At 69.9% G+C, this 14387-nt stretch carries 15 protein-coding genes; 4 read left to right on the top strand and 11 right to left on the bottom strand.

The genetic code is table 11. The features are described from left to right. Window positions 1-81 precede the first annotated feature (81 nt). Window positions 82-504 (top strand): VOC family protein, encoded by a 423-nt coding sequence (locus V3W46_RS04320; protein WP_331781855.1) that lies wholly within the window; start codon window positions 82-84, stop codon window positions 502-504. Between the two features lie 9 nt (window positions 505-513). Here the strand turns inward: V3W46_RS04320 and V3W46_RS04315 are convergent, their stop codons facing one another. The 9 genes from V3W46_RS04315 to hemE form a co-directional block, all read right to left on the bottom strand. Next, complete coding sequence (locus V3W46_RS04315) at window positions 514-1299, bottom strand: uroporphyrinogen-III synthase (RefSeq protein ID WP_331781906.1); 786 nt, start codon at window positions 1297-1299, stop codon at window positions 514-516. Then, window positions 1299-2321 (bottom strand): hydroxymethylbilane synthase, encoded by a 1023-nt coding sequence (hemC, locus tag V3W46_RS04310; RefSeq protein WP_331781854.1) that lies wholly within the window; start codon window positions 2319-2321, stop codon window positions 1299-1301. Before hemC ends, V3W46_RS04315 begins: the two co-directional genes overlap by 1 nt. A 39-nt stretch (window positions 2322-2360) precedes the next feature. Continuing rightward, window positions 2361-3539: a ferrochelatase gene (locus V3W46_RS04305; RefSeq protein ID WP_331781853.1), complete on the bottom strand. Its 1179-nt coding sequence runs from the start codon at window positions 3537-3539 to the stop codon at window positions 2361-2363. Beyond that, window positions 3536-4327 (bottom strand): hydrogen peroxide-dependent heme synthase, encoded by a 792-nt coding sequence (gene hemQ, locus V3W46_RS04300; RefSeq protein WP_331781852.1) that lies wholly within the window; start codon window positions 4325-4327, stop codon window positions 3536-3538. Before hemQ ends, V3W46_RS04305 begins: the two co-directional genes overlap by 4 nt. 76 nt (window positions 4328-4403) lie before the next feature. After that, window positions 4404-4760, bottom strand: a complete 357-nt coding sequence (locus tag V3W46_RS04295; RefSeq protein ID WP_331781851.1) for a DUF3618 domain-containing protein — start codon at window positions 4758-4760, stop codon at window positions 4404-4406. Beyond that, window positions 4753-5244, bottom strand: a complete 492-nt coding sequence (locus tag V3W46_RS04290) for a phage holin family protein (protein WP_331781850.1) — start codon at window positions 5242-5244, stop codon at window positions 4753-4755. The genes V3W46_RS04295 and V3W46_RS04290 overlap by 8 nt, the downstream gene beginning before the upstream one ends. A 21-nt stretch (window positions 5245-5265) precedes the next feature. After that, complete coding sequence (locus V3W46_RS04285) at window positions 5266-5631, bottom strand: hypothetical protein (RefSeq protein ID WP_331781849.1); 366 nt, start codon at window positions 5629-5631, stop codon at window positions 5266-5268. 46 nt (window positions 5632-5677) lie between these two features. After that, window positions 5678-7267 (bottom strand): protoporphyrinogen/coproporphyrinogen oxidase, encoded by a 1590-nt coding sequence (locus V3W46_RS04280; protein WP_331781848.1) that lies wholly within the window; start codon window positions 7265-7267, stop codon window positions 5678-5680. Between the two features lie 11 nt (window positions 7268-7278). After that, window positions 7279-8406: a uroporphyrinogen decarboxylase gene (gene hemE, locus V3W46_RS04275; RefSeq protein WP_331781847.1), complete on the bottom strand. Its 1128-nt coding sequence runs from the start codon at window positions 8404-8406 to the stop codon at window positions 7279-7281. A gap of 77 nt (window positions 8407-8483) precedes the next feature. Between hemE and V3W46_RS04270 the strand changes: the two genes are divergently transcribed. The 3 genes from V3W46_RS04270 (at window position 8484) to V3W46_RS04260 (ending at window position 11205) form a co-directional block, all read left to right on the top strand. Further along, window positions 8484-9827 (top strand): glutamyl-tRNA reductase, encoded by a 1344-nt coding sequence (locus tag V3W46_RS04270; protein WP_331781846.1) that lies wholly within the window; start codon window positions 8484-8486, stop codon window positions 9825-9827. A gap of 144 nt (window positions 9828-9971) precedes the next feature. After that, window positions 9972-10790 (top strand): GNAT family N-acetyltransferase, encoded by an 819-nt coding sequence (locus V3W46_RS04265; RefSeq protein ID WP_331781845.1) that lies wholly within the window; start codon window positions 9972-9974, stop codon window positions 10788-10790. Continuing rightward, window positions 10783-11205 (top strand): NUDIX hydrolase, encoded by a 423-nt coding sequence (locus V3W46_RS04260; protein WP_331781844.1) that lies wholly within the window; start codon window positions 10783-10785, stop codon window positions 11203-11205. Before V3W46_RS04265 ends, V3W46_RS04260 begins: the two co-directional genes overlap by 8 nt. Before the next feature lie 139 nt (window positions 11206-11344). Here V3W46_RS04260 and V3W46_RS04255 read toward each other — a convergent pair whose 3' ends face one another. Both V3W46_RS04255 and V3W46_RS04250 read right to left on the bottom strand, forming a co-directional pair. Further along, window positions 11345-12241: a serine hydrolase gene (locus tag V3W46_RS04255; RefSeq protein ID WP_331781843.1), complete on the bottom strand. Its 897-nt coding sequence runs from the start codon at window positions 12239-12241 to the stop codon at window positions 11345-11347. An 81-nt stretch (window positions 12242-12322) separates the two neighbouring features. Further along, complete coding sequence (locus tag V3W46_RS04250; protein WP_331781842.1) at window positions 12323-14323, bottom strand: M13 family metallopeptidase; 2001 nt, start codon at window positions 14321-14323, stop codon at window positions 12323-12325. Window positions 14324-14387 lie beyond the last annotated feature (64 nt).

The raw sequence follows: 14387 nt of genomic DNA, 5'->3' as shown, positions 1-14387 counted from the left end.
CGCCCGCCGAGCGCCGCCCCCCGCGCGTCGCCCGTGCGCAAGGCCTATCCCACCGCACTTCGGCACTGCCATTCTGGCGCTATGCCTGTTGCAGCGATCGACTACGCCCATCTCCGTCTCACCGTCACCGACATCACCCGCTCACGCGAGTTCTACGACGCCGTCTTCGGATTCGACGTGCTGGTCGAGGCGCCACCCGCCGACGCCGATGCCGAGACCAAGCGAAAGCTCGCCTTCGTGTTCGGCGGGGTCATCTACAGCTTCGCCGGCGGGGTGCTCGGCCTGCGCCCCGTGGCCCCCGCAGGTGACCGCTATGACGAAGACCGTGTCGGCCTCGATCACCTGAGCTTCGCCGTCGCCGCCCGCTCCGACCTCGACGACGCGGTCGCCCTCCTCGACGAGCTCGGTGTGCCGCACGAAGACGTGAAAGACATCGGCTCGAGCTTCATCCTCGAGTTCCGCGACCCCGACAACATCGCGCTCGAGCTCACGGCCCCGAAGTAGCCGCGAACCTCAGCGCGACTGCAGCGCTGCGTCTACGAGCGACGCGATGAGCGACTCCGCGGTGCGGTCAGCCGCGACCACGTCGACGCGCAGCCCGTAGGAGCGGGCATCCTGTGCCGTCACGGGCCCGATGCACGCCACGATCGTCGATTCGGGCACCGGCCCGAGCTGCAGTTGCACCTGCTCGGCCACGCTGCCCGAGGTCACCAGAATCGCGCGGATCAGCCCTGCGGCGACCTCTTCGCGAATGCTCGGGTCGACCGGCACACCGATGGTGCGGTACGCGATGACCGACTCGACCGAGTGCCCGCGTTTGATTAAGCCGTTGGTGAGCACCGGCTTCGCCAGCTCGCTGCGCAGCGTGAGGATGCGCAGCGCGGCGCCGGCCTCTTCGAACTGTTTCATCTCAGACAGCAGGCCCTTGGCCGAGTTGTCTTCGAGCGGAACCAGGTCGACCTTGTACCCCGCCACCGTCAGCGCGGCGGCCGTCGTCTCGCCCACCGCCGCGATGCGGGTGGACGCCGGCACCACCGCCTCGTGCGCCGACAGCACGTCGACCGTGGTGGCGCTCGTCACCGTGAGCCAGTCGAACGCCCCCGCCGCAAGCCGCTCGAGCGCGCTCTGCAGCGCCGGCGCGTCATCGGTGGGTGCGAAGTTGATCAGCGGAGCGACGATGGGCGTCGCCCCGAACGTGCGCAGGTCGCTGGCGACACCGTGCCCCCACGGCCCGCCGCGCGGCACGAGAACGCGCCAGCCCTGCAGCGGTTTCGGTGTGGGGGAGGTGTTGGTCGAGATCACGAACGGCCTCCCACTTCGGCGAGGTCGGCTGCGCCGTCGTCGAGCAGTTGTGCGGCGAGCTCGCGACCGAGGCCCTCGGCGAGTTCTCGGGCTCGAGCCGAGCCGAGGGTTTCGCGGCCGCTCTCACCGAGCGCACCGAGACCCTCGAGGCCAGCGAGACCTCCGACGTCGCCCACACCGCCGAGCCGGGTAGACCGCGTGCTGCCCAGTTCTTCGTCGCCACCTGCGCTGTAGACCACCGCGGTGAGCGTGAGTTCTGCGCCGTGGTCGCCTTCGGTGACCGTCGCGGTCGCGCCGACGGGAGCCGAGCATCCGGCCTCGAGGCCTGCCAGCACGGCGCGCTCGGCGGTGACAGACAGCCGTGTTCGATCGTCTTCGACGAATGCCAACTCAGAAATGCTGTCCTCCTCGCGCGCTTCAAGTGCCAGTGCGCCCTGGCCGGGTGCGGTCGGCCAGATGGAGAGATCGAAGAACTCGGTGACGGCGTCAAGCCGTGCCAGCCTGGTGAGACCGGCGGCAGCAAGCACCACGGCGTCCAGTTCCCCGCTCGACACCTTTGCCAGCCTGGTGTCGACATTACCCCGAATGTCAACCACAGTTGCATCCGGTCGCAGCGAGAGCAGCTGGGCGACCCGCCGGGGCGACCCCGTGCCGACGCGAAATCCCTCGGGCAGCTCGTCGAGCGTGAGACCGTCGCGGGTGATGAAGGCATCGCGCGGGTCTTCCCTGGTGGGCACGGCGGCGAGCGCCAGGCCGGGGTACGGTGCGGTCGGCAGGTCTTTCAGAGAGTGCACGACGAGATCGCAGTCGCCCGCCATGAGCGCCGCCCGCAGCGCACTGGCGAACACCCCGGTTCCGCCGAGGCTGGCGAGCGATGCCCGTGACACGTCGCCCTCGGTGGTGACGACGCTGATCTGCACCTCGACGCCGGTCAGCCGCGTCAGCTCGGCGGCGATCATCCCGGTCTGGGCGAGGGCGAGCGCACTACCGCGGGTGGCGATTCGTAGGGTTCGAGTCATGACTTTCGTGCGATTCGGGTTGGAGCAGATGTAGAACGCTTACGGGGCGAGCCCCGCCAGCGCCGGTTTGAAGCCGAGGCGAACATTCTCGCAGCAGCCTGAACGGCACACGTCGTACCACGGCCCGAGCTCGGTGAGCGCGGGCCGCTCGGCGGTCGGTACGCCGTTGACCCGTTCGAGCACCAAGTCAATCAGGCCGCTGACGTACTCTTTGTGAACTCCGGGGGTCTGCACGCGAACACTGTACAAATCGTTATCAGCGGCGGTGTCGGTCGCCTCTTTGTCGAGATCCCACTTGACCTCCATGTGGTCACTCACGAACCCCAGGGGAACGATGACGACGGCCGCGATGCCGCGCGCGGGCAGCTCGGCGATCACGTCGTTCACGTCGGGGTCGAGCCATGGCTGGCTGGGCGGCCCGCTGCGCGACTGGAAGACGAGCTGCCACTGCGGCAACGCCGCCCGGCCCACGCCCACGGCCGCCATGACGACCTCGGCGACCGCCCGGTGCTGCGCCTCGTAGGCTCCGCCCGTGCCGAATCCGCGCTCGGGCGGGCCCGACCGGTCAGCGTCGGCCATCGGAATCGAGTGCGTCGAGAACAACACCTCGACCTCGCTGCCGAGGTCGATGCCCGGCCGCGCCTGCTCGATCTCGTCGAAGGCCGCTGCGACCCCGTCGATGAATGGCGCGACGAATCCGGGATGATCGAAGAACTGCCGCACCTTGTCGATCTGAATCGTGCCCTCGAGCCCGGTCTCGGCCAGGGCCCGCGCGTAGTCTTCGCGGTACTGGCGGCAGCTCGAGTACGAGCTGTACGCGCTCGTACCGATGGCGATCAGCTTGGTGAAGCCGCGCTCGTTGGCTTCGACGAGCGCCTCCGGCAGGTACGGGGCCCAGTTGCGGTTGCCCCAGAGCACCGGCAGGTCGATGCCGCGCGATGCAAGTTCGGCTTCGAGTGCCGCCTTCAGTTCGCGGTTCTGTTCGTTGATGGGGCTGACGCCGCCGAACGCGCGGTAGTGGTGGGCGACCTCTTCGAGACGCTCGTCGGGGATTCCCCGGCCGCGCGTGACGTTGCGGAGGAAGGGGATGACGTCATCCTGCCCCTCGGGGCCGCCGAAGGAGGCGAGCAGAATCGCGTCGTAGGCCGTGGGCACCTCCACGTGTTCGGCTCCGGATGCTGCGGCATCCGTTGCGCCGCGAACGATCCTGGCGCTCACTGCAGCACCTCGACGATCTCGGCGGTGGTGATGCGGCGGCCGGTGAAGAACGGCACCTCTTCGCGCACGTGCCGGCGGGCATCCGTCTGCCGCAGGTCGCGCATCATGTCGACCAGATTCAGCAGGTCGTCGTCTTCGAGCGCCAGAATCCACTCGTAGTCGCCGAGGGCGAAGCTCGCGACGGTGTTGGCGAGCGTCGTGCGGAAGGCCGCGCCCTTCATGCCGTGATCGCGCAGCATGGCGCTGCGCTCGGCCTCGGGCAGCAGGTACCACTCGTACGACCGAACGAACGGGTACACCGTGACCCAGCCCTGCGGCGGCTTGCCCAGCATGAACGACGGCATGTGGCGCTTGTTGAACTCGGCGTCGCGGTGCACGCCCATGGCGTTCCACACCGGCAGCAGGCCCTTCAGCAGGGCGGTGCGGCGCAGCTGGCGCAGCGCCCACTGCAGTGTTTCGGGGGTGCCGCCGTGAATCCACACCATGAGGTCGGCGTCGCTGCGGAGGCCCGACACGTCGTACCAGCCGCGGAGGGTCACCTCTTCGCTCTCGACGCTCAGCACGGCGTCGTCGAGCTCTTCGACGATCGACGGAACGTCGTACCCGTCGAAGAACTGCTCGGCGCCGGGGTTGCGCTTGAAGACCGCCCACAGCGTGTAGGCCGTGACGGTGTCGCCGAGCGGCTCGGTGGTGGAGGCGATCGACGACGGCTGCAGCGAGCCGGATTCGGCCGGTGCGGCCGGCGAACCGGCAGCAGCGTCTGCCCGATCGGGAGTCGGGAGTGTCATTGTCTTCTTTCTCGGCCGGTCAGGGCGAACCGGCCCGTCGTACGCCGGGGCGGTGCCGCCGGCGCAGGTGTCTGCCCTAGCGCCGGAGGGCGCGGATGGAGAGCCAGACGGCGCCGCCGACCACGGCTGCGGCGGCCGCGGCTCCGGCGACGAGCACCGCAGGGTTCTCCCGCTTGAGTTCGTCGAACTTGTCGGTGACGCGCTTCGCGGCGAAACGGGCCTGCTTGGGCACGTTCAGTTTGAACTCGATCGCGTCGAGCGTTTCAGAGAGGTCTTTGCGATTCTTAACCACATCGAGCTTGATCTGCTCACGGGTGCGGGTGTCGGCCGGCTTGTCGGGCGCGGGCGACTGGTTCTTCTTGATGCTGGCAGCGGCAGCCTTCGACGCGGCACCGAGGGGTGCGTCGTTCGGTGCACCGGAGTCGTTACTCATGCGTCTCACCCAGCCCCTTCACGGCATTGATGTCTTTCTTGATGCTGGTGATCGACTCTTCGGGCACCGGGGGTATGCCCCTCTTGATCGACAGGTACCCCACGAGAATCAGGATGACCGCGATGATGAAGAGCCCGCCGGCGACGATGAGCGCCGCGAGCCAGCCCGGCAGTGCCGTGGCGATGCCGAGCACGGCGGCGGCGACCAGCACCGCGAAGACGAAGAAGAGCAGGAACAGCGCCGCGGCGATCAGCCCTGCGCCGATGCCGAGCTTGGTGACCCTGCTGATGACCTCGGCCTTCAGAAGCGCGAGTTCGTCTTTGACCAGGGCGGTGACGAGCCCGGGCAGGGCGGTCACCAGCTCGGCCAGCGACTGCCTGGTCTTCGGGTTCTCGGTGTGCGGCCGGGTGCGGCGCGTGGTCGCCGAGCCGCCCGTGCCCGCCGAGCCCGGCGTGGTCTGCTCTGAACTGCGCGTATCAGCCATCAGTGTCTCCGAGCCGTGCGTCTACTCGGTGACCGTCGACGAGACCGGGGGAGTGAGGGGAGCGCCGCCGTCGGAGCCGGTCGTCGCCGCAGGGGCACCGGCGGGGCGGGTGCCGCGCCTGGCGACCACCGTCACCTCGACGTTGCCCTTGTCGAGGCCGAGCAGCGAACCGAGAACCTTGCGGATCTGGTCGGCCAGCTTGCCCGACAGCTTGTCGACCTGCTGGTTGGCGAAGCCCTGCACCTGGCCGACGCCGGCCTGAACGGGCTGAGACGACCAGACCTTGTCAGCGCCTGCTTTGATCTGCTCGTACCGCTGGCGCCCGGCCCTCGAGCCGAGTACGTAGCCCGCACCGAGGCCGACCACGAAAAGCAGCTTTCCGCGCATGATTACTCCGATCAGTCGTTGAGTCGCTTAGAGGTAAATCGTAGCCCTATGCGCTGGCCAGCTGCTGCGCAAGGGCGCGGGCCTTGACGCCTGCTCCGTCGATGACGTAGGCCAGGCCTGTGCCCGAAACCCAGGCGCCGCAGACCTCGAGCCCCGGATGCCCGTGCACCGCCTCGACGAGCGCATCGACCCTGGCGCGGTGGCCCGTCGTAGCGAAGGCCAGCGAGTCACGCCAGTCGGTCAGTGCGAAGCCGCGCACCTGGCCCTGCGTCAGCTCGGTGTCGAGCAGCAGGGCAGCATCACGCAGCGCCTGCTCGAGGGTGATCGCGGGCGGGGTCTGGCCGCCGCGACCGTAGGAGAGGCGCACGACGTGGCGGCCCGGGCCGGCGTCGCGGGCCAGCCAGGGCCACTTGACGGTGGCGTGGGTGAGCGCCTTGGCCGGCACGGCCGTGACGTCTTCGGCGACGAGCACACCCGTTCCCCGCGGCGCGGCGTCGAGCTCGGGGGCGTCGAGCACGAGGGTCGCGAGGGTGACGACGCTCGATCCGGGCCAGCTCTCGGCGCGCGTCTGCCGGGCCAGGTCGGATTCGAGCGAGGCTGCGCCGCTGAGCTTCTCGTCGACGGTGGGCGCGGGCCCGCTGTCGGCGACGGTTCGCAGCAGGGCGAGGGCGGCACGGAAGCCGGCCGCGACGACGACCCCGTGCGACCCGAGCACGGTCTCGTCGGCCAGCACGGTCATCCACTCGGCTGAGCCCGGGGTCTCTGAGGCGACGCGGCGCACGCTCTCGACGCCCACGCCGAACTGGAGGTTGACGCCGAGGCGTTCGCAATCGGCGACGAGCGCCTCGACGAGGCGGTACATGCCGCCGTCGACGCCGCCGACCGCCGAGCCGGGTGCGGGGCGACCTCCGGGCGCGTCACCATCGCCGTTCCTGGCCAAGCCATTGGTGTTCTCCCCGCTGGTGGTCGCGCCGCTGGCCTCATCTCCCGCCGGAGTTCTGCCGTCGGGCGCCTGGCCGCGCCGGGCGATGATCGACATCACGGCGCCCGAGAGCGACCCCTGGTTCGTCATGGCGGTGGTGAGCCCGGGAGCGACGGCGTGAACGTCGACGAGGTCGGGGTGGGCGGAGTGCACGCCTGACACCACCGGCGCCACGAGCCGGTCGAGCACCGCGCGGCCCATCCGCCGGCGCACGAGGTCGCCCAAGTCGGCCTCCTTGCGAACCCGCACGAACGGCAGCACGCGGTCGAGCTGGGCTCGTATCGCGCCGCGCCAGCCCAGAATCACCCGCACGTCGGTGGCGAGGGGTACCCCTGGGATGCCCAACAGGGTGTTCTTCGGCAGGGGAGCGGCGGCGTTCGGCAGCTGCAGCCACGCGCCCCGCGCATCGGGCGAGACGACGCTCTGCCCGAGGCCGAGTTCCGCCAGGAACGCCGCAACTGTGCCTCCGCGCGTGGCGAAGCTCTCCGCCCCGCTGTCGAGATGTATGCCTGCAACGGTATGCGTCGCCACGCAGCCGCCGGCCGTGTCGCCGGCCTCCAGAACCGTCACCGCGAAGCCATCGCGCGCCAGCTGCCGCGCGGCCACCAGCCCGCCGATGCCCGCCCCGACCACGACCACGCTCTTCTTCTGCACGACGGCCCTCGTCAGACTGTGGGGCGGGAGTGCACGAATTCGACGAGACGGGTGAGCACGGCCGGGTCGGTCTCGGGCGGCACGCCGTGGCCCAGGTTCAGCACGTGTGCGGGAGCGGCGGCGCCACGGGCGAGCACGTCGAGCACATGCGCCTCGAGCACCGGCCACGGGGCGGCGAGCAGGGCCGGGTCGATGTTGCCCTGCACGGTCACCGTTCCGCCGAGCCGGCGCGACGCCTCGTCGAGCGGAATGCGGTAGTCGACGCCCACCACGTCGGCGCCCACGTCGTGCATGGCCTTGAGCAGCTCGCCGGTACCCACGCCGAAGTGCACGATGGGCACCGTGCGCGCCGTGTCGCCTGCGGTGTAGGTCAGCCCGTGCACGCTCGACAGCGCGGCAGCCGAGGCCGGGGCGACCTTCGAGCTGTAGTCGGCGAGCGAGAGCGCGCCGGCCCACGAGTCGAACAGTTGCGCGGCGCTCGCGCCGGCCAGGATCTGGGCGCGCAGGAAGGCGCCCGTGATCGTCGCCGTCCACTGCATGAGGTCGGCCCAGGCAGCGGGATCGGAGTGCATGAGGGTGCGGGCCGCGAGGTGATCCTTCGACGGGCCGCCCTCGACGAGGTAGGCGGCAAGCGTGAACGGTGCCCCCGCGAAGCCGATGAGGGGCGTGTCGCCCAGGGCGGCGACGGTCAGCGCGACCGCCTCTGAGATGGGAGCGAGGGCAGCTTCGTCGAGTGTCGGCAGGGCACGAACATCCTGAGCCGTTCGCACCGGATGCGCGAGCACCGGCCCCCGACCGGGAACGATGCTCACGTCGACCCCCGCCAGCTTCATCGGCACCACGATGTCGCTGAAGAAGATGGCCGCGTCGACCCCGTGCCGGCGCACGGGCTGCAGCGTGATCTCGCTCGCCATCTCGGGGTTCAGGCACGCGTCGAGCATCTCGGTGCCGACCCGCAGGTCGCGGTACTCGGGCAGCGAACGACCCGCCTGGCGCATGAACCACACCGGGGTCACGTCGCCGCGCACGCCCTGGTAGGTGGTCACCAGCGGGCTCTCGGATGTTCGGCCGGCGCTGAGCGGATGCTCGGCGGGAAGCGCGCGAGTGTCGCGGGCGAGGTCTGCGGGGCTCTGAGTCACGCTCCCCAGTGTCTCAAACTTTCTGAGCAGTTCTACAGCGCGTCAAATCTGGCAGCAAACGCGATTATGATGATTCGGTGTTGATCTGCCTGACCGCGAGCCATCGGAACGCGAGCTTCACCCTGCTCGAGAAGCTCTCGATCGGTGCACCGACGGTGGCTCCCTCGCTCGTGCAGAACAGCGACTTCATTCAGGGCGCCGTGCTGCTGGCCACCTGCAACCGCTTCGAGGCCTACCTCGACGTCGACGAACCGCTGACCGCGGGCGCCGCCCTCGCCGCCCACGAAGTGATCGAGGCCGTGAGTTCGGCCTCCGGCGTCGATGCCGCCGATGTGAGCACCGCCGTCACCGTGCTGTCGGGCGACGGCGTGGCCGAGCACCTCTTCTCGGTGTCGAGCGGGCTCGAGTCTGTCGTGGTCGGTGAAGACGAGATCGCCGGCCAGGTGCGCCGCGCGCTGCAGACCGCCCGGGTGGAGGGCACCACGTCGTCGGCACTCGAACGGCTCTTCCAGCGGGCATCCCACACCTCGCGCGACGTCAAGACGAAGACGGGTGTCGGCGCGACCGGCCGTTCGCTGGTGCGGCTCGCCCTCGACCTGGCTGAGAGCCGTGTCACCGACTGGGCGCAGGCCCGCGTTCTGCTCGTCGGCACTGGCAAGTACGCCCGGGTCAGCCTGCTCGCCCTGCAGGAGCGGGGCGTCACCGACGTCACCGTCTACTCACCGTCTGCCCGGCTCGCCCCCTTCGCCGAGCGTCACGCGTTGCCGCAGGTGTTCGCCGACGATCTCGTGGGCACACTCGCGTCGAGCGACATCGTCGTCACCGCGTCGCAGTCGCCCACCGTCGTTCTGACCGCCGCGCACTTCGCCGCGGCGACCGCGGTGCCGGATGCCCTGCAGCGCCGCCTCGTGATCGACCTCGGTCTGCCCCGCAACGTCGACGCGGCGGCCGCGCACGTATCCGGCGTCGAACTGCTCGACCTCGAGACCATCAGTCTGCACGCCCCGATCGACGAGTTCAGCGCCACCACCAGCGCCCGGGCGATGGTCGACGAGGCCGCCGCCGAGTTCACCGCGGCCCGCGTCGAGGCGGCCGTGACACCCGCCGTCGTCGCGCTGCGATCGCACTTCTTCGACGTGCTCGACTCAGAGATCGCCCGTGCGCACTCCCGCGGAGACAGCACCCCCGAGACCGAGGCGGCGTTGCGCCACCTCGTCGGCGTGCTGCTGCACACCCCTTCGGTTCGCGCCCGCGAACTCGCCCGAGCCGGCGAGGGCGAGTCGTTCGTCGCGGCCCTGACGGCCCTCTTCGGGGTCGACCCCGCGGCTCCGGTGGCCCCGGTGGCACGCCTGGCGCCTCTCTCCGCAGACCACGACCTCGACGCGGGCGCCGCTCCCGCGGCCGGGTCCGCCTCGGCCTGAGCCGCGGTCAGCCCCGCCTGAGTCCCGGTCGCCCCCGCCTGAGCCCCGGTCAGCCCCGACTGAGCCCCGGCCATCTGGGCTCGCCCCCGGTTCCCACCCCGCGGCGCGCTCCTCCGCCGTCGCGCCGGTTCGTAGACTGGGGGCATGAGCAAAGTCACCGTGCGCGAGCCCCTTCGCACCGAGCGACTCGTGCTGCGGCCGTTCGCCGAGACCGACCTCGATGACGTGTTCGCGTACCAGAGCATCCCCGAGGTCGTCGAGTTCATGCTGTGGGAGCTGCGCAGCCGCGACGAATCGCGCGAACACCTCGCGAGGCGCCTGCCTCTGACCTCGCTCGAGAACGACGGCGACATCCTCGTGCTGGCGGTGGCGCTGCCGGGCGAACCGAGCCTCGACGGCAGCGGGCGCGACCGCGTCATCGGCGACCTGACGGTGTTTCTGCGCAGCGTCGCGAACCGCCAGGCCGAGCTCGGCTGGGCCTTCCATCCCGACTTCCAGCACCGGGGGTACGCCTCAGAGGCCGCGGGCCGGATGCTCGAGTTCGCCTTCACCGAGCTGGATTCGCACCGCGTGACCGCCGACCTCGACCCGCGCAACCACCCCTCGGCCGCACTGGCGCTGCGTCTCGGTATGCGCCACGAGGCGCACTTTCGAGAAGACATCTTCACGAAGGGCGCCTTCGCCGACACCGCGATCTACGCCATTCTGCGTTCGGAGTGGAAGGCGCGCCGCGCCGGGGCGGGCGCGGGAGCCAGCGCGGAGGCGGGAGCGAGCGCAGCCGCGGGAGCCAGCACGGAGGCGGGAGCCAGCGCGGAGGCGGGAGCCAGCGCAGCCGCGGGAGCCAGCGCGGAGGCGGGAGCCAGCGCGGCAGCGGGAGTCAGCGCGGAGGCGGACGCAGGCGCGGGCGCAGACTCGGAGGCGGACGATCCGCACGGAACCGGGTCTGCGGTGCACGGTGGCTGACGCGCAGCCGACCGCTCTGCCCGTCATCCGCGTCGCCGCCGTCGTGCTGTTGCGCGACCGCCGCATGCTCATGGTCACCGCGCGCGGCCGCGGCGTGCTCTACCTGCCGGGCGGCAAGATCGATGCCGGTGAGAGTGCCGCCGAGGCGCTCGTGCGGGAGTGCCGCGAAGAGGTCGCGGTCGAGCTCGACCTGCCGAGCATCCGGGAGCTGTTCACGGTGACGACGCAGGCGCACGGCGAACCCGACGGGCGAATGGTCGCGATGACGCTGTTCGCGGCGACCACGCCCGACGAGCCGGTGCCCTCGTCTGAGGTCGATGCCGTGCACTGGGTCACGACTGCAGACGCCCACCGCTGCCCGCCGGCCGGCGTCGAGACCCTGCGGCGCGTCGCCGCCCTGGGCCTCATCGACTGACCGCCCGGCTCGACTCTGCGCGCCGCCGGTGCTGGCCGCGGCAGCCGCCCGCAACATGAAATACGGGGTGCCAGACCGGATGTCTCGATGGTGCCCCGCGTCTCATGCTGTGGAGGTGAGCGTCGGCCCGGTCTCTGGGTCAGTAGACGTACTCGAGAATGTCGGTGCCGAGGGTGCGCATGCCGTCGAGCACCGCGAGCCGGCCGGTCAGCTCTTCGTCGTTGAACCGCATCGTGACGGCGTAGGCCACGCTCGCCCGCGGGCCGCGCAGCACTCCGGCCTCCGAACGGATGCCCGGGCCGGAGCCCGTCTTGTTCACCAGCAGCAGCCCGTGGTCGGAGTGCAGGTGCATCAGCGGATCGAGGCCGAACGCGCTCGACACCATCGACAGGTCGGAGCCGAGCCCGAGCCAGGCCAGCACCTGCTGGCTGGTGGCCACGTCGACGACCGACCCCTCTGCGAGGTTGCGGAAGAGGGTGGCCAGCTCGCGAGCCGACCCGACGGAGAAGTGCGGCGCGTCGTCTGGCCCGCGGAAGTCGCGCACGGTGTCGAGCAGGAAGGTCTTCGACAAGCCGAGCGACTCGCCCCGGGCCCGAACGGCGTCGAGACCGACGCGGCGCAGCAGAACGTTGGTGGCGAGGTTGTCGCTCGTCGCCCCGACGAGCACCGCGAGGTCGGCGAGCGGCAGCGTGGGCGCCTGCAGGTGCTGCCAGAGCCCCATGTCGGCGGCAGAGTCGACCACCGTTCGCTCGAGCAGCCCATGCGCCGACGGATCGCGCTGGGTCAGTCGCGCCGCGACGTCGATGAGCAGCAGCACCTTGCCGAGCCCGGCGGTGGGCACAGAGAGGTGGTCGTCGATCGAGAACAGCACCTTCTCGCTGGTCACGTCGAGAGCCGACGCCGTGATCTGCACGCCCGACAGCGCCAGCTTCGTCAGCGAGACGAAGCCGCGCCTGAACGTGTCGGTGTCATGCGTCTGTGCCGACCTGCGACCGCTCGGAAGCTCGGGTCGCTCCTGCCGCCGATTCTTGCGCATGGGGTTCTGACCGCCATTTCCTGCTAGGTACTCATTCACTGCACCGCCGCAGCTCTCGGGTGAAGCGCGGCGTTCGTCACCTCACCAGATGGTGACGCGTTCGTCTTCGGGCAACCACAGCCTGTCGCTGTCAGAGACGTCGAACGCCTCGTAGAACTCGCCGATGTTGCGCACGATCTGGTTGCAGCGGAACTCGTTGGGCGAGTGCGGGTCGATCGCCAGGAGGCGGATCACCTCTTCGTCGCGCGACTTCTGCTGCCAGGCCTGCGCCCACGACAGGAAGAACCGCTGGGCACCGGTCATACCGTCGATCACCGGCGGTTCGGCGCCGTCGAGAGAAATCAGGTACGCCTTCCACGCTATGCCAAGGCCGCCCAGATCACCAATGTTCTCGCCGATCGTCAACGCACCGTTCACGTGGTGGTCGGGCACCTGCGCCGGGGCGAGCGCGTTGTACTGCTCGATCAGCGAACCGGTCAGCTTCTCGAAGGCTTCGCGGTCTTCGGATGTCCACCAGTCGGTGAGGCGGCCGTCGCCGTCGAACCGCGAACCCTGGTCGTCGAACCCGTGGCCGATCTCGTGGCCGATGACGGCGCCGATCGCGCCGTAGTTGGCTGCGGCATCCCGCGTCTCGTCGAAGAACGGGTACTGCAGAATGGCGGCGGGAAAGACGATCTCGTTGAAGCCGGGGTTGTAGTACGCGTTGATGGTCTGCGGGGTCATGAACCACTCGTCGCGGTCGAGCGGCCTGCCCACCTTGCCGAGCTCGCGCTGGAACTCGAACTCGGCTGTCGCGCGAACGTTCGCGAACAGGCTCTCGGCGTCGAGCGACAGGGCGGAGTAGTCGCGCCACTTCACCGGGAAGCCAATCTTCGGGGTGAACTTGTCGAGCTTCTCGAGGGCGCGCTTTCGGGTCTCGGGCGTCATCCACGCCAGGTCGGTGATCGACTGGCGGTAGGCCTCGATGAGGTTGGCGACCAGAACGTCCATCGCGGCCTTCGCCGTCGTCGGAAAGTACCGTTCGACGTAGATGCGGCCGACGGCCTCGCCCATCGACCCCTCGACGAGCGAGACGCCGCGCTTCCAGCGATCGCGTAGCGACGGGGTGCCGGTGAGCGTGCGGCCGTAGAAGTCGAAGTTCTCACTCACGAAGGCCGAGGGCAGCAACGCGGCGGCGCCGTGGATCACCTTCCACGCGAGCCAGTCCTTCCACGAGTCGAGGCGGTCTTCGGTGATGAGCGACGCGAGGCCCTCGAGAAAGCTCGGCTCGCGAACGACGACCTCGTCGAGCACCCCGGCGGGGCCGTCGAGCGCGTCACGCCAGAGCGTGAGGGCGCCGGCAGGGGAGGCGTCGGCCGTCGCGCCTTCGTACAGCGCCAGCAGGTCGGCCCAGGCGAGCAGGTTGTAGGTGGCCTGGGCGTCGCGGGTCTTCACGTTGTCCCAGTGCTTCGACGCGATCTCGGTCTCGAGGTCGAAGACGCGCTGGGCGCGAACCGGCGCAGAACCCTCGCCCGCCTCGGCGCCCCGGCCGGTGCCGGCGAGCTCGAACATCCGCTGCACGTGCGCCAGGTAGGCCTCGCGGATGTCGGCGAACTTCTCTTCGCGGTAGTAGCTCTCGTTCGGCAGCGAGATGCCGCCCTGCTCGATGAACACGAGGTAGCGTTCGGGGTTGCCCGGGTCGTTGTCGACGAAGAGGTTGAAGAACCCGCCGACGCCCTGGCGCTCGAGCCGGCCGACGGTGCGCACCAGGTCTTCGACGGTCCCGATGGCGTCGACCAGTGCGAGCTGGCCGTCGATGGGGGTGGTGCCCAGCGACTCGATGAGCTCTTCGTTCATGAAGCTCGTGTAGAGGTCGCCGAACTTGCGTTCTTCGGAGCCCTCGGCGGCATCCTGTGCCTCGACGATGATCTCCTGCACGGCTTTCTCTGCCGCCTCGGCCAGCTGGTAGAAGGAGCCCCAGCGCGCCTTGTCGTCGGGAATCCGGGTCTCGGCGATCCACTTGCCGTTGACGTGCCTGAACAGGTCGTCTTGTGCGCGGATGGCGGGGTCAATGTCGTTCGTGTCGATACCCGATGAGCTCATGCCATCAACCCTACCGACCCGCCTGTGGGGCTGGCTGGGTGCGTCACCACTCGTCGGGCCGGCG

This window comes from Subtercola sp. YIM 133946, assembly GCF_036553535.1.
In the GTDB taxonomy this organism is placed as follows: Bacteria; Actinomycetota; Actinomycetes; order Actinomycetales; family Microbacteriaceae; genus Subtercola.
The sequence above is the reverse complement of the archived record's forward strand: the minus strand, read 5'-3'. Positions and strand labels throughout refer to the sequence as shown.

Coding starts and splice junctions, on each gene's coding strand:
- V3W46_RS04320 (WP_331781855.1), top strand. CDS start 82: ATGCCTGTTGCAGCGATCGACTACGCCCATCTCCGTCTCACCGTCACC.
- hemC (WP_331781854.1), bottom strand. CDS start 2,321: ATGACTCGAACCCTACGAATCGCCACCCGCGGTAGTGCGCTCGCCCTC.
- hemQ (WP_331781852.1), bottom strand. CDS start 4,327: ATGACACTCCCGACTCCCGATCGGGCAGACGCTGCTGCCGGTTCGCCG.
- V3W46_RS04295 (WP_331781851.1), bottom strand. CDS start 4,760: ATGAGTAACGACTCCGGTGCACCGAACGACGCACCCCTCGGTGCCGCG.
- V3W46_RS04290 (WP_331781850.1), bottom strand. CDS start 5,244: ATGGCTGATACGCGCAGTTCAGAGCAGACCACGCCGGGCTCGGCGGGC.
- V3W46_RS04285 (WP_331781849.1), bottom strand. CDS start 5,631: ATGCGCGGAAAGCTGCTTTTCGTGGTCGGCCTCGGTGCGGGCTACGTA.
- V3W46_RS04265 (WP_331781845.1), top strand. CDS start 9,972: ATGAGCAAAGTCACCGTGCGCGAGCCCCTTCGCACCGAGCGACTCGTG.
- V3W46_RS04255 (WP_331781843.1), bottom strand. CDS start 12,241: ATGCGCAAGAATCGGCGGCAGGAGCGACCCGAGCTTCCGAGCGGTCGC.
- V3W46_RS04250 (WP_331781842.1), bottom strand. CDS start 14,323: ATGAGCTCATCGGGTATCGACACGAACGACATTGACCCCGCCATCCGC.